General features: G+C 72.5%; 9 protein-coding genes. 8 read left to right on the forward strand and 1 reads right to left on the reverse strand.

Annotated elements, in window-relative coordinates:
• Positions 1 to 262: 262 nt before the first annotated feature.
• Positions 263 to 442 (reverse strand): DUF6104 family protein, encoded by a 180-nt coding sequence (locus tag ADL25_RS18440; RefSeq protein WP_059128849.1) that lies wholly within the window; start codon positions 440 to 442, stop codon positions 263 to 265.
• A 168-nt stretch (positions 443 to 610) separates the two neighbouring features.
• On the opposite strand from ADL25_RS18440, the gene ADL25_RS18445 reads away from it, so the two are divergent.
• The 8 genes from ADL25_RS18445 (at position 611) to fxsT (ending at position 14093) form a co-directional block, all read left to right on the forward strand.
• The gene (locus ADL25_RS18445; RefSeq protein ID WP_059128850.1) at positions 611 to 1111 is read left to right on the forward strand and encodes a CU044_2847 family protein; all 501 of its coding nucleotides are present in this window, start codon (positions 611 to 613) and stop codon (positions 1109 to 1111) included.
• Complete coding sequence (locus ADL25_RS18450; protein WP_059128851.1) at positions 1108 to 3318, forward strand: trypsin-like peptidase domain-containing protein; 2211 nt, start codon at positions 1108 to 1110, stop codon at positions 3316 to 3318. The genes ADL25_RS18445 and ADL25_RS18450 overlap by 4 nt, the downstream gene beginning before the upstream one ends.
• Before the next feature lie 108 nt (positions 3319 to 3426).
• Positions 3427 to 4455, forward strand: a complete 1029-nt coding sequence (locus ADL25_RS18455; protein ID WP_059128909.1) for an AAA family ATPase — start codon at positions 3427 to 3429, stop codon at positions 4453 to 4455.
• A 5-nt stretch (positions 4456 to 4460) separates the two neighbouring features.
• Positions 4461 to 7841 carry an SAV_2336 N-terminal domain-related protein gene (locus ADL25_RS18460; RefSeq protein WP_059128852.1) on the forward strand — a complete coding sequence of 1127 codons (3381 nt, stop codon included), beginning with the start codon at positions 4461 to 4463 and terminating at the stop codon, positions 7839 to 7841.
• A 26-nt stretch (positions 7842 to 7867) separates the two neighbouring features.
• Complete coding sequence (gene fxsA, locus ADL25_RS18465) at positions 7868 to 8077, forward strand: FxSxx-COOH cyclophane-containing RiPP peptide (RefSeq protein ID WP_059128853.1); 210 nt, start codon at positions 7868 to 7870, stop codon at positions 8075 to 8077.
• Positions 8078 to 8295: 218 nt separating this feature from the next.
• Positions 8296 to 9456, forward strand: coding sequence for an FxsB family cyclophane-forming radical SAM/SPASM peptide maturase (locus ADL25_RS18470; RefSeq protein WP_059128854.1), 1161 nt, complete (start codon positions 8296 to 8298; stop codon positions 9454 to 9456).
• Entirely contained in the window at positions 9453 to 10967 is a 1515-nt protein-coding gene (locus ADL25_RS18475) for an aKG-HExxH-type peptide beta-hydroxylase (RefSeq protein ID WP_420711347.1), read from the forward strand. The genes ADL25_RS18470 and ADL25_RS18475 overlap by 4 nt, the downstream gene beginning before the upstream one ends.
• A gap of 153 nt (positions 10968 to 11120) precedes the next feature.
• Positions 11121 to 14093, forward strand: coding sequence for an FxSxx-COOH system tetratricopeptide repeat protein (gene fxsT / locus ADL25_RS18480; protein WP_059128855.1), 2973 nt, complete (start codon positions 11121 to 11123; stop codon positions 14091 to 14093).
• Positions 14094 to 14139 lie beyond the last annotated feature (46 nt).

Consider the following 14139-nt stretch of genomic DNA (forward strand, 5'->3'; position numbering starts at 1 on the left):
TCCGAAGCCCGCGACGGCGCGTCCGGGGGCGGTGGGTCCCGCGACCGCGAGCGGCAGCGAGCCGGAGACCCGCGTGACGTCGGCGATCGGCGAGGTCGTCGCGCAGGAAAGGCGCGTGTGACGCCCCGCCGGATCCAGGTGGACGGCGGGCTCGGAAACCGGGACCGCCGAACCCCGAACGGGCCGGCCTCGGGCCGGGTCGGCCTCTGAACGGGCCGCGGTACCGCTGTTACAGATCGGTCCCTGTCCCGCTCGGCGGACGCTACTCGTCGTCCTCGTCGTCCAGGCGTGCGAGCCAGGTCGCCAGTCGTTCCACCGGCACCTCGAAGTCGGGGTTGAGATCGACGAACGTACGAAGCTGCTCGGCGAGCCACTCGAAGGTGATCTCTTCGTCGCCGCGCCGTTTCTCGAGTTCTTCGATGCCGCGGTCGGTGAAGTACATCGGTGGTGCTCCGTCGGTTCGGTAGAGGGGTAGGAGAGGACAAGAAAATGATAGGCGGGAGTGCGGCGGCCCTGCGGGGCGAGCGGGGCTCTCGCGCGACGACCGCCGTGTCGCTAGCCTGCGCACCGGCAGGCGGGATCACGGGGGCCCGGGGGAACGGGGGATGCCATGGCGGACGAGTCGACGCGGATAGCGCGCATCGAGATGCCGGACGGAACGCCGGTGTGGGCCCGGATATCGGGGGCCGGGGAGCTCGCGGTGCCGCCCGGTGAGCTGTCGTACACGGACACGGGATTCGCCGACCGCGTGGAGGCGCAGGTCGAGAGCCTGCACTCCGTCGTGACCAGCGTGGCGCGTTCGCTGGCAGGACCCCTGCGCGCGGTGCGGCCCGACGAGGTCAGTGTCGAGTTCGGGATCGAGCTGACCGCGAAGGCGGGCAAGGTGGTCGGACTGCTGGCCGACGGCGAGGCCAAGGCGGGCATCACGGTCACCCTCACCTGGCAGGGCGGGCCGCCGGCCGCCGATCCGTCCGGTGACGCCTCCGGTCCGGGGACCGGCACGCCGGGTGACGCACTGTCCTCCCCGGCCGCCGCCCCGCGCACGGATGCGGCCGGCGGCGCCCGGGCGCACGGCGGCTCCGCAGCCGCCGGTGCGGGGGGCGGGGCATGACGGACGAGCACGCCCGGGGCGCATCGAGCGGCCTCGACGCGGCCCGTCGTGCGCTGCGTGAACTCGTCATGGCCGCGACTGTGCGCATCCATCGCGCGGGGGTCGGGTATGCCATCGAGGAGCCGGGCACGTTCCTCGGCAGCGGCTTCTTCGTCGCGCCGAACTGGGTGCTGACCTGCGCGCACGTGGCACGGGCCGGGGAGGGGGAGGAGGTGACCGTGGTCTATGAGACGGGTCCGGGACGCGGTGGCGCCGCGGTCGCCGGGACCGTCGCGGCCACGGTCCCGGAGCACGCGGAGGGCGCCCGGCGCGGCAACTGGCCCGCCCCGGACCTCGCGCTCGTCCAGCTGCGCGAGCCGGTCGACCACGACTGCGTCTATGTCTCCGAGCGGCCCGCCGCGTACTACGGCGAGGGCCGGGTGTTCTACGCGGGATGGACCGTGATGGACGGTCGACTCCAGGTCCTGGACGGCCCGCTGTCGGTGCAGGGCACCTTGGGCGGGTGGTCCTCCGGCGTGCAGATGCGGCTCGGCCAGAACGACCTTCCGCCGGGTGTCTCCGGCGGGCCGGTCATCGACCCGGTACGCGGCGAGGTCATCGGCGTCCTGAAGTCGCGGTCGGACCGCGGAAGCGGCGGCACGTCCACCGGCATCGAGCAGTTACGGGCGCTGTCCGTCCCCAGGGACGGGATACGGAGCGAGCACGGCGATCTCTACCAGGCCGTCTTCCACGCCCACGACCGCTACCACAGGGACCGGCAGCGGCACCCCGACTCCGACCACCTCACCTGGGCCGATGTGCAGAGCGAGCTCCAGGCGCGGCCCGGGCGCGCGCTCAGCCCCGACGAGCGGATCCAGTTGCTGGGCCGGCTCGCGGACCTGCCGCCCCCGAGCAGCACCCGCAGTCTGCTCGACATCCTGGAGTCCCTGCCCGACCTGCCGGGCGCGATTCCCCAGCCGGCTCCGCGCGGCTGGCGCGACGGCCTCGGCGCCCTTTACGAGGGGGCTCGCCAGGACGGCGGGCTGGAACTCGTTCTCGACTACGCGATGCAGGTCATGGCCGCGGACCGTCCCTTCGAGTCGCCCGGCACGGGGGAGGCGGAGCAGGCCCTGTGGGAGTGGGTGCGGCAGAGCTCCGAGGGGCTCGGCCTGCGATACCGCCGCAGCCTGGCGCAGCGGCGCATCGAACTCCTCCGTCCGCGGCACCCCTCCGGGCCCGCGCCGCTGCCCCAGCCCCGGCCCCGGCACGATCCGCCGGACCTCGTGCCCGGGGCCCAGGGCGGCCCGCCGAACGGGCCCGACCTGTCCTCGCACCACGACCCGTCGCGCGGAGGACTGGAGGAGGCGCACGCCTTCGGCCGTCTGCCCCGCCCGTGCGCTCTGCTCGAACTCGTCCAGCGGGGCTGGGAACCGGACCGCTGCGACTGGCGGATCTCGGTGGCCCGGCCCGACGGCGAGGTCGTACGCCTCGACGAGGCGGAGCGGGTGTCGCTGGACGCGTTGCCGGGCCCCCTGGCGCCCCCGCTCGCGGAGGCCTTCCGCCAGTGCGACCAGCCCGGTCGGCCCGCCGTGCTCCAGGTGGCGCTGCCCCGCACGCTGCTCGGACTGGCCGTGGACACCTGGCAGTTGAGGGCGGCGGACGCGCCGCTCGGCGCCGAACGACCCGTCGTGGTGCGCTGCGCCGACCGCGACCGGCTGCTCGACGACTACGGGCCGCCCGAGAAGGATCCGGCCGACGCCGAGGAGGAGCGCCGGGAGCGGGAGGCCCGCTGGCGGTGGATCCACGCGCACGACGCCCAGCCCGAACTGCTGGACTGCGACGACGGATTGCGGATACCCGTACCGGCGCTGAGCCGGCTCCGGGGCCTGCCGCACGGCGCGGTGCCGATCTTGTGCCGCTACGGCGACCAGCGTTTCGAGGACGACGGGGTGGCGCTCGCACGCATCGTGCACGGCGGCTTCGGCGTGGCGCTGTGGCGACGCTGGCGGGGCCAACGGGACGCCGTGTGCGGCGAGTTCCACCGAGGGGCGGGTGACACGGTGGCCGGCGCCGGCAGCGCGGAACGGCTTCCGGAGCTGGTGCACGAGTTGCGGGCGGGGCTCCGTGCGGGCCGTGCGGAGACGTACTGGGCCGACGGCATCGCGCTGCTCTACGACGATCCGCACCGCCCGCTGCCGGGAAGCGACGACCTGCTGGAGGCACCGTGAAGCGACCGCGCCGAAGGCCGTACCGCGCCCTTACCAGGGCTCCTGCGGATCGATACGGTGAATCAGGTTCGACGGCTGCCGTGGACGAGTGACGACGAGGACCGGATCATGACCGAATCCAGTGAGTGGCTCATCTACCGGGGCGCCGGAGAACCGCACGACGGGATCGAGAGGCTGCCCGCCCCTCCGCCGTGGCGGGACTTCACGGGCCGCGATTCGGCTTCGGAGAACGGCGGCGACGGGTCCGAGGACCGCAGGCTCGGGGCGTACCGGCACCTGGCCGAGCTGCACCGGCCCGGAGCCGAGGAACTGGAGATGATCAATGCGGCGCTGTATCTGCGCCGCCCCCTGCTCGTCACCGGCAGCCCCGGGGCGGGCAAGAGCACCCTGGCGCACTCCGTCGCCTACGAACTGGGCCTCGGCAACGTCCTGCGCTGGTCCATCGTCAGCCGCTCCACGCTCCAGGACGGCCTCTACCACTACGACGCCATCGCCCGGCTCCAGGACGTGCAGATCGCGGCGCAGGGAGGCTTCGGTTCTGCGGCGGGTTCGCCCGGGGCGGTGGAGAGTATCGGCAGCTATGTCCGTCTCGGACCGCTCGGCACCGCGCTGCTGCCCTCCGACGTGCCGCGTGTGCTGCTGATCGACGAGCTGGACAAGAGCGACATCGATCTGCCCAACGACCTGCTGAACGTGCTGGAGGAGGGGGAGTTCGCCATCCCCGAACTGGAGCGCATCGCGGACCGGTTGCCCGGCGGTGAGGCGGAGGTGCTCACCGCCGACGGCACCAAGGTGCGGGTGCGTGACGGAAGGGTCCGCTGCCGTGCGTTCCCCTTCGTGGTCCTGACCAGCAACGGGGAGCGCGACTTCCCGGCTCCGCTGATGCGCCGGTGCATCCATCTGCAGCTCGGCCGTCCCGACCACAAGAGGCTCGCGACGTTCGTACGGGCCCATCTCGGCGACGAGGCGGCCCGTGCGGGAGACGATCTGATCACCCACTTCCTGGAGCGGTCGCGCAGCGAACTCGTCGCGGCCGACCAGTTGCTGAACGCGATCTACCTCACCGACGCGGCCGCCCCGCCCAGCCGTGACCGCCTGGCCGACCTGCTCATCCAGCGACTCGACCGGCCGAGGTGACGCCGATGCCCGACGCGACGGCGCGCCACGGTCCCGTCCGCCCCGGCGAAGGCCCCGGCGCCGGGGACCCCGTCCCGCCCGCCCGCGATCCGATCGCCGAACTCGTGGCCGGACTGAGGGAGGCGGGTCTCGATCCCGACGGCGAGCAACTGTGCGACGTCCTGTGGCTGGCGCGCTGGACGCGCCCGGCGGGGTCCGATGAGGCGGTGTCCCCGCTGCCCGACCGCTCCGGCCCGCAGGAGGCCGGGCGCAGCGAGCCGCAGCCGGGCGCGGCACCGGTCGCGGACGCGCCCGCCGCGGACCCGGCACCTCCCGGGCCGTTGCCGCACGAGCCGGAGGGCGACCGGCGTGTCGCGCTGTACACGGTTCCCCAGCACGGCGGGGAGCGCTTACGGGGGCGGGGGCGGGCCACGGCGCTGCCCGTGGGCGTTCCCGTGGCGCCCGTGTTTCCCGCCCCGCTCGAACTCCAGCGCGCATTACGCCCGTTGCAGGGCTACCGCAGTGCCGCTCCGCCCCGGCGGTCCGTGCTCGACGAGACGGCCACGGCGGAACGGAGCGCCCGGGCCGGCGGTCTGGTGCTCCCGGTCTTCCGTGCGGTGACCCGGGCCGACGCACGACTCCAGCTGGTGATGGACGCCTCGTCGTCGATGCGGGTGTGGGACCGGATGTTCGCCGAACTGGAGCAGGTCTTCAGCCGGCTGGGGGCCTTCTGGGACATCCAGGTCAGCCATCTGCACGAGGGTCCGGACGGCGAGCCCGCGGTGAGCCGCAGTCCCGATCCGCACGCCGCGCCGCTGCACTCGGCCGACCGGCTGAGCGATCCGACGGGCCGCCGCATCACGCTGCTGGTCAGCGACTGCGCGGGTCCGCTGTGGCGCAGCGGCCACGCCCACCGGCTGCTGCACCAGCTGTCCCGGCAGGCCCCGGTCGCGGTGCTCCAGCCGCTGCCGCAACGCATGTGGAACCGCACCCGGCTGCCCGTCACCTACGGCGAGTTGACCCGCGGCGAGACACTGGGCGGCGCCACCGCGCTGCGCGTGCGCACCCCCGGGGGCCTGTCGCCCGAGGCCCGGCGGGGCGCCCTCCCGGTGCCGGTGCTGCCGCCCGAGCCGGTGGCACTCGGCGCCTGGGCGAGGCTGCTGTCCGGGGCTGGCGCGGGTCCGGTCGCCGGGGCCGTGGGCTGGGTGCGTGCCGATCAGCCGGCGGCACCCGCGGCGCGCCCCGGCCGCCGTCCCTCCGCTCTGGAACTGGTCAGCCGCTTCCGCTCCACCGCCTCCCCGGCCGCGGGCCGGCTCGCCGTCTACCTCGCCGCGGCACCGCTGTGCCTGCCGGTGATGCAGCTGGTGCAGCGGACCATGCTGCCCGACTCCGGGCCGTCCGAACTGGCCGAGGTCCTGCTCAGCGGGCTGCTCTCACGTGCCAAGGAGGACTACGGCGGCGACGGTGTGCAGTGGTACGAGTTCGCGCCCGGAGTGCAGGAGTCGCTGCTGTCGCCGCTCGGCCGGGACGAGGCAATGCTGGTGCTCAAGCACTGCTCCGAGTACATCGAACAGCGCTTCGGCAAGGGCGGCCCCAACTTCCCGGCCCTCGCCCTCGCGCAACTGGGCGACGGCGGCACGGGCCGCCCCTACGCGGCCGACACCGCCTACCCGGAGGAGAACGGGGACAACGGCGGCGCGACCCTCGTGCCCCAGCCCTTCGCCGAGGTGGCCGCCCGTGTCCTCGAGCGCTTCATGCCGCTGCCGAACGATCTGGCCCTCTACGGCAGGCGGGGCGGCCCGGGCCGGGCCGCGGAGCGTCCGACGCACTCGGCCGTCGTCCGCGCCCGGGCACTGGTCGGGCAGTTCGACCGGGAGGGCATGGTGCAGGACCTCATCGACGCCGTGCAGCTGCTGAGAGGGGCCACGGAGCACGAGCCGAGCATCGGCACCGACCCCGAACTGTGGGCCGAGTACGCGCACTGCACGCTGCGGCTGTGGGAAGTGCTGGGCGGGGCCGAACTGCTGCGCGAGGCGGAGACGGCCGCGGAGCGAGCGGTGAGTCATCCCCGTGCCCTGCGTGAACGGGCCGTGCTCGCCCGGGTGCTGCGGGCCGCCGCCACCGACCGCCGGCGCCGCGGGGACCCGCACGGCGCACTCGAACTCCTGCGCCGCGCGGACCGGGAGTACGCCGTGGCCTGCGCGGCGCCCGAGCTGGACGAGAAGCAGGCCCTCAGGCTCACCCTGGAGCGCGTCGGGGGACTGGAGTCGCAGTGGCGGCTCGGTGGCGACAGCGCACTGCTGCAGGGTGCGGTGGGCATGCTCGAGGCGTTCGCGGACGCATGGCCCGACCGCCGCCGACGGCCGCCCGAACTGCCGCTCGCCCACGGCCGGATCCTGCTGCACCTGTCGGGTGCAACCGCCGATCCCGAGCAGGGCCGCCTCTACGCCGAACAGGGCGCGCAGTCGCTGCGCAGCGCACTGGAGAACGTCCCCGAGGCCGACGGCGGGCCCGCGCGGAGCCCGCGTGACCGGGTCCGCGTCCTGCTCGACCTGGTGGACGCACTGCTCAGGTCCGGTGGCGACCTGGACGACGCCCAGGCCCGCGTCGACGAGGCGCTGGGCCTCACCCGGGAGCAGGGCCTGCGCGCCTCCCTCCTGGTGCGCGGCGGACGCATCAGGGACGCCCGCTACGCCGAGACCGGAGACCCGCGCGAACTCCTCCGGGCCGCGGACCACTTCGCGCAGGCGGCCCAGCGCATGCCGCGGGACGCGCCCACGCACGCCGACGTGCTCGCCGAGTGGGGCGAGGTCCTGCTGCGCCGAGCGGCGCTGGAGACCGGTTCCCGGTCCCTGGAGCCGTTGTCCCGGGCGATCCGGGTGCTGCGGGACTGCCGCGCGGAGACCCCGGCGGGCAGTCCGCACCTCGGGCACCGCCTGCTGCTCCTGGGCCGGGCGCTGATGCTCCGCTACCGGGCACGAGGCGATCGGGTCGATCTGCGGGAGGCCGAGCACCTCTTCGGGCTCGCGGCGGCGGAGGCGGACGATCCGCTGCTGGCCGCCCGCTGCTGGCTGGAGGCGGGGCAGGTGCAGTTCGAGGCGTACCAGAGCCTCGGGCGTCCCTCGCGTCTGGACGAGGCCGTCGACGCGTTCCGGGCTGCCTCGGACGCGGCCAGGGCGGCGGAGGAGGACGCGGAAACGGACCGCCGGCGTCATGAGGCCGTCGAACTGGGGGCGCAGGCGCGCCACTGGCGGGGTATGTCCTACGAGGCGGCCGCTCGTCCGCGCGCGGCCCGTGAGGCGTACCGGGCCGCGCGGGCGGAGTGGTCGAGGCTGCCGGAGGACCACGTGGGTTCGGGCGAACCGACGGCACGGCAGACCGCCCAGCGTTTGGCGGAGTTGGAGTGAGCGGGGCGAGCGGAGAGGGACGGACCATGGAGGCAAGGGACGAGGCGGCAGCCGAGGTGCCGGAGGCGGGAGAGCCGACGGCGCAGACGCCGGAGCCGCTGCCGGATCTGCTGGAGCTGGACCTGGACGAGCTGAGGACGCTTCGCCATCCGGTGCTGACCGAGGTGCTGGACGAACTGCGGGAGCGGGCGGCGCAGCCCAGCGAGATGCTGTGGGGGTTCAACAGCGCGTTCTAAGGGGCGGAGACGTGGCGGCCATCAGAAGCGTTTGTCGAATACGGCCATGACCCACCAGTTTCAGTCGAATTCCATCGCAAGGCGTTTGTCCCAACCCGTGTACAGGCATGTGCTCCCACACGGGTAGGGGGTCGTGCCATGGAAGTGCCCCCGGAGTGAGAGCCGTACGGCATGGGGGTGCTGGTGTGTCGCCGGATGCCGGAACTTTTCGGGCACGTGTGCCCTTCCGGCAGTTCATCGTGAAGGTCAACGGCCGCTGCAATCTCGCCTGCCGCTACTGCTACCTGTACGAGGGACCCGACCGCACCTGGCGCGACCGCCCGGCCGCCGCGGCTCCCGAGGTCCTGGACCGCACCGCGCACCGCATCGCCGAGCACGCCTGCGCCCACGGTCTGACGGCGGTCTCACTGGTCCTGCACGGCGGTGAACCGCTGCTCGCGGGTGCCGAGACCCTGGTCCGCTTCACCGACCTCGTACGAAGCCGCGTCCCGGCCGGCTGCACCGTCCACCCCGTCGTGCAGACCAACGCCACCCTCCTGACGGAGCGACGGGCGGCCGCACTGGCCCGGAGCGGCATCCGCATCGGTATCAGCCTCGACGGGGGCCTCGCGGCCCACAACGCTTCGCGCGTCGACCACTCGGGGCACCCCTCGTGGCCCGCCGCCTCGCGCGGAGCGCGTCTGGTCGCGGACCGGTTCCCGCAGGCGTACGCCGGCATCCTCACGGTGGTGGACCCGGCACTGGACCCGCTGGAGACGTACGAGTCCCTGCTCACCCTGCACCCGCCGGCCCTGGACCTGCTGCTGCCGCACGGCAACTGGTCCACCCCGCCGCCGCATCTGGACGGCTCGGGCGCGCCCTACGGGGACTGGCTGTGCACCGTCTTCGACCGCTGGTGGGGCGCCGGGCGGCGGGAGATGCGGGTGCGGCTCTTCGAGGAGTGCCTGGCACTGCTGCTGGGGATGCCGGCCGCCACGGAGTCGCTCGGCCTCGCACCGTTCGACGCGGTGGTGGTGGAGACGGACGGCTCCATCGAGCAGGTGGACTCGCTGAAGTCGGCGTACGAGGGTGCAGCGCGAACCGGTCTGGACGTCTTCCGCCACGATTTCGAGAAGGCCCTGTGCCATCCCGGCGTGGCGGCCCGGCAGGCGGGCGCGGCCGCACTCGCGGCGCAGTGCCGGGCCTGCCCCCTGCTCACCGTCTGCGGCGGCGGCCACTACGCCCACCGCTACCGAGCCGGCAACGGCTTCGTCAACCCGTCCGTGTACTGCGCCGACCTGCAGCGATTCATTCGCCATGTGGCCGGGCGGCTCCTCGACACGGCAGCGGCACCCCGGGCTCCCGTCCCCGCCGTCCCATGCGAAGGGAGCACCCCGTGATCCTTCCGGAGGTCTCCGACCAGGCCCTTGCGGAACTAGGCCGTACCGAGGGCGGCCCCGACACGCTCGCACACCTGGTACGCGACCAGGACACCCGGCGACTGCTGGTGCTGCGTGCGGTGCTCGACGCCGTGGACGGCGCCGACGAGGCGGTCTGCCCGGCCGCTATGCGGGCGCGGGTGCGTGAGGACTGGGCGCTGCTGGTGGAGTCGGACCGGGTGGGTCCGGCGGGAGGGCGGACGGCCGCCGCAAGCGGGGCGGAACACACGCAGGGCCCGGCGACCCGTCCGCACGACCCGGTCGGCCCCCGCCGCTCTCCGGCCCGGGACCGGCTTCTGTATCCGCTCCTGGGCCCCTGGGCCAAACGCTGCCTGAGCGGCCTGAACGCGGAGAACGGAGCCTCGGCTCAGGAGCGTGCCCGGGAACTGGCGCAGGACCTTGCCCACTTCAGCGCCGTCGCCGCCGTGGCCGCGGCGCGCGCCGGTCTCTCCTTCACCGCCCGGCTGACGGCCCAGGACGGGGTCCTCACACTGCCTTCGCTCGGGGAGCTGCACACGGTGGCCAGCGGCGAGGCGGTCGTGGACGTCGTCTGCGGACACGGTCGCCTGACCATGCGTCAGCCCGACGCCACGGACATCGTGGTGTATCCCGAGAGGGGGGTCGGCGCATGGTCGGGGTCACCCGCGTGGACCCCCGCGTATGCGTTGCCGGGGCTGGTGGAGGGCGCCGAGCCCATGCCCATGGACGATCTCGACCCGTACCGCACCGTACGGGACGGCCCGCGCCACGAGACGATGAGCGGTCCGGTGACGCTGGACGAGGCCGAGCGCAAGCGATGGGTGCAGGCCTGGGCGGGGACGGCCGAGGCCTTGCGGCCGGCAGGAGAGGGCCGCCTCGCCGAGGCGGTCGCCCTGCTGCGGTGCCTGGTCCCGCTGGCCGTCCCGCCCGGCGGTGCCCCCGGCAACCGGAGCAGCGGCAGTTGCAGCGCCACCAGGCGAGAGGCGTTCGGTGCCCTCCTCAGCAGCACCCCGCACACGCCGGCGTTGTTCGCGGCCACGCTGGTGCACGAGTTGAACCACGCGAAGCTGGCGGCCTTGAGCGACATGGCGACACTCCATCGGGCCGGTCCGCAGGAGAGGTACTTCGCCCCTTGGCGGCCGGACCCCCGGCCGTTCGACGGCCTGTTGCAGGGCGCCTATTCGCATCTCGCCCTCGCCGACTTCCATCAGCGCGTCGCACTGGCCGCCACGAACGCGGCCGACGGCGAAGCGGCGTGGACTCTGCACGCTCGCTATCACGCGCAGGTCGGAGCGGCTCTGCCGGCACTCGTGGCGACGTCCGAGCTCACCTCCGTGGGACGGCGGTTCGTCGACGGGATGGTCGCGACGTACGAACGGATGACCGATCAGCCGGCGCCGCACCGCCTCGTCGCCCGGGCGGAGGCGTACATCCGCGCCGCACGCGACCTCTGGGTGCAGCGGCACGGTCCCGGGCTTTCCTCGACTGAATGAGTGAAGGTCCGACCGTCCGAGGGTCTCTTGCGCGAAGATCAGCGCGACACACTACGAACCGAAGCGATCGTTGTCGGTTGCAGCCAGCGGCCTATCGGAGTACGGCGCCTAGGTTCTAGGATTTTTCGGGATGACGCGCAGGGAGGCCGCTGCATGTCTGGAGCTCGTACGGTCACGATCAGCTTCGCCGGGTTCAACCGGGCCTGGGCGGCCTGGATCGGTGACCGACTCGAGCGTCGCGGTCTCCGGGTCGTCTACCTGCGCTGGGACTCCCCGGCCGAGGTCCCCCTCGAGGACTGCCTGCGCGACCTGAAGCTCGCCGAGGGCCGCATCCTCATGGTCGTCAGCGAGTGGTACTTCCAGCTGGGCCCACGCACCTACGAAGAGTGGAACGCGGCCCTCCGTAACGTCGTGGCCCCTGATCCCTCCCGCTTCGCGGCTGTCTCGGTCACCACGAGTCCGGTGCCCACGGCCACCGCAGTTCTCTCCGCCGCCGACCTGACCAACACAGGTGCAGACGAGGCTGAGCGCCGCCTGCTGGAGCGTCTGGACCTGCCTGTCGATCCGCTGCCCGAATCCGCGAACAGCACCCGGCGCGGGCCGCGCTTCCCCGCGGCCATGCCCGAGGTGTGGGGCGGTGTCCCTCGTCGCAACACGCGCTTCACCGGCCGGGAGTCGCTGCTCAACGACGCCTACCACCTCCTGCAGAGCGCCGACGCCGGCGCGGGCGTGGTGGCCCTGCACGGCATGTCGGGCGTGGGGAAGACACAGCTCGCCGCCGAGTACGTGTACCGGTTCGGCTCCGAGTACGACGTGGTGTGGTGGGTCAACGCGGAGAAGAGGGTCAGCTACCGCCGCTATCTCGCCGAGCTGGCCCCGAAGTTGGGCCTTGCCACGGGCCAGGAGTACGGCGAGCGTCTGCGGGCCGTCCGCGACTCGTTGCGGCGAGGCGATCCGTACGCCCGCTGGTTGCTGGTCCTGGACGGAGCGGACGAACCGGACCAGATCTGGGACCTCGTGCCGACCGGCCCGGGACATGTGCTGATCACCTCACGGAACCCGGAGTGGACCGAGCACAACAGCAAGCTGCTGGAAGTGCCCGTGTACGAGCGCTACGAGTCCGTGGCGTTCATCCGCCGCCGCGCGCCGCGGCTCAGTGATGCCGAGGCCGACCAGCTCGCCGAGGCACTGGAGGACCTTCCGCTGCTGCTGGACCAGACGGCCGGCTGGCTCAACGACTCGGATCTGTCGGTCGACGACTACATCGCCCTTCTGGAGGGCGGCATCGACCAGGACGTGGTCAAGGTGTCCGCCGACTTCCCGCTCGCCTTCCAGACGGCGTGGTCGATACTGCTGAACAAACTGAGGGAGACGGTCCCGGAGTCCGTGGACCTGCTCCGCCTGTGCACGTTCTTCGCGCCCGGCTTCATCCCCGTACGTCTCCTCAAGGAGATGCCGCACGACGAACTGCCCGAGCAGGTCGCCGGGTTGCTCAACGACCCGCTCCTGTGGAACAAGGCGATCAACCAACTGCGCCAGTACTCTGTGGTCCGCCTGGAGTCCCACGACACGACCTCCGACGACGCGGCGGCCTCCGGCGAGTCGTTGTATCTGCACCGCATGGTGCACCAGATCGTCGGCAAGGACATGCCAGCAGAGGACCACAAGGAGTTCATCGAGGTGGTACGCCAGGCACTGGCTTCAGCGGATCCCCGCAGGCCGACGGACCCGGATCTGTGGCCCGTGTACGCGGAGATCGTCCCGCATCTGAAGTACGCGGACGTGCTCAACAGCACCGATCCCAACATTCAGCGTCTGGTGTTCAACTGCCTTCGCTACATGTTCTTCTCGGGCGAGTACGCGGCGGGCATCAAACTCGGGGAGCGGGCCCTGGAGACCTGGCGGTCCCTGCTGGGAGAGACGCACCCGCGGATCTGGGAACTGACCTACCACTACGCCAACCTGCTGCGCAGCGTCGGTGAATACGGGCGTACGGAGGCGATCGAGCGCGCCGCTGTCGAGCATTTGAGGGAGGAACGAGGGCCGCAGGACCTGGAACACCTCCGGGCGGCCGGAGGCCTGGCCGCCGACCTGCGTGGCCTGGGTCGCTACGACGAGGCACTCGAACTGTCCCAATCGCTGCTGGCCGCCTATCGCGAGCTCCTGGGCGAGCAGGACTCCCGCACCCTCAACGCTCAGAACAACGTCGCTGCGACGCTCGTCCTGCTCGGCCGCTTCGAAGAGGCCCTGGAGGTGGACCGCCGGACGATGGAGGCGCGGCGGGCGCTGCTGAGGGCCCGGCATCCGTGGACTCTCTATTCGGAGACGTCCTACGCCCTCGACCTGCGTCTTCTGGGTCGCTATGCGGACGCCGAGTCGGTCCAGACAAAAAACGTGCGTGAGCTGGTCCTGGTGCTGGGCGCGAACAACCCCTACACGTTGAAGGGCCGGCACAACCTCGCCTTCTGCCACTACCGCAGCGGGGACCACGAGTCGGCGGGGAGGCTCTTCGCCGATGTGCTGGAGCGGTCGGAGCGGGTGCTGGGCGAGACGAACCCGGACACGCTCCGCTACGCCACGAGTCAGAGCTGCTTCATCCGCGAACACGGCGACATCGACCAGGCCCGCGAACTCAGCGAGACCACGGTCGCCCGCTACGAGGTGATGCTCGCCGAGGGCCATCCTTTTGTCGCGGGAGCCCGTGTCAACCACGCTCTCATCCTGCGCAGTGTGGGCGAGCGGGACCATGCCTACGCCCTGGGCGAGCAGGCGTTGACGGACATGACCGCGGCCGTGGGGGAGCGCCACCCCTGGACCCTTGGTTGCGCCATCAACGCCTCGGCCCTGCGCAGTCTTGTCGGGGACCCGGAGTCGGCCGCCGAACTGAGCAAGTCGACCGCCGCCCTGGCCACCGAGGTGCTCGGCCGGACACACCCGCTGACACTGTCCGCCCGCATCGCCCAGGCCGCCGATCTCCGTTCGCTGCGGGACCGTCAGCAGGCCGAGAAACTGGAGCAGGAGGCGTTGTCGGACTTTGTGGCGACGCTCGGTCCGCAGCACGTCCACACGGTCTCGGCCCGTAGGCGCAACCGCCCGTTCTGGGATTTCGAACCCCAGACAGTGTGACCGGTCGGAGCCTTCCCCGGCGCGCATCCCGCGTGCGGGGGAAGAG

This window comes from Streptomyces sp. NRRL F-5122 (assembly GCF_001507435.1).
Taxonomy (GTDB): domain Bacteria; phylum Actinomycetota; class Actinomycetes; order Streptomycetales; family Streptomycetaceae; genus Streptomyces; species Streptomyces lannensis.

Bases quoted from the DNA above. Each gene is read 5' to 3' on its own strand.
- ADL25_RS18440 (WP_059128849.1), bottom strand. From the start codon at position 442: ATGTACTTCACCGACCGCGGCATCGAAGAACTCGAGAAACGGCGCGGC.
- ADL25_RS18445 (WP_059128850.1), top strand. From the start codon at position 611: ATGGCGGACGAGTCGACGCGGATAGCGCGCATCGAGATGCCGGACGGA.
- ADL25_RS18450 (WP_059128851.1), top strand. From the start codon at position 1,108: ATGACGGACGAGCACGCCCGGGGCGCATCGAGCGGCCTCGACGCGGCC.
- ADL25_RS18455 (WP_059128909.1), top strand. From the start codon at position 3,427: ATGACCGAATCCAGTGAGTGGCTCATCTACCGGGGCGCCGGAGAACCG.
- ADL25_RS18460 (WP_059128852.1), top strand. From the start codon at position 4,461: ATGCCCGACGCGACGGCGCGCCACGGTCCCGTCCGCCCCGGCGAAGGC.
- fxsA (WP_059128853.1), top strand. From the start codon at position 7,868: ATGGAGGCAAGGGACGAGGCGGCAGCCGAGGTGCCGGAGGCGGGAGAG.
- fxsT (WP_059128855.1), top strand. From the start codon at position 11,121: ATGTCTGGAGCTCGTACGGTCACGATCAGCTTCGCCGGGTTCAACCGG.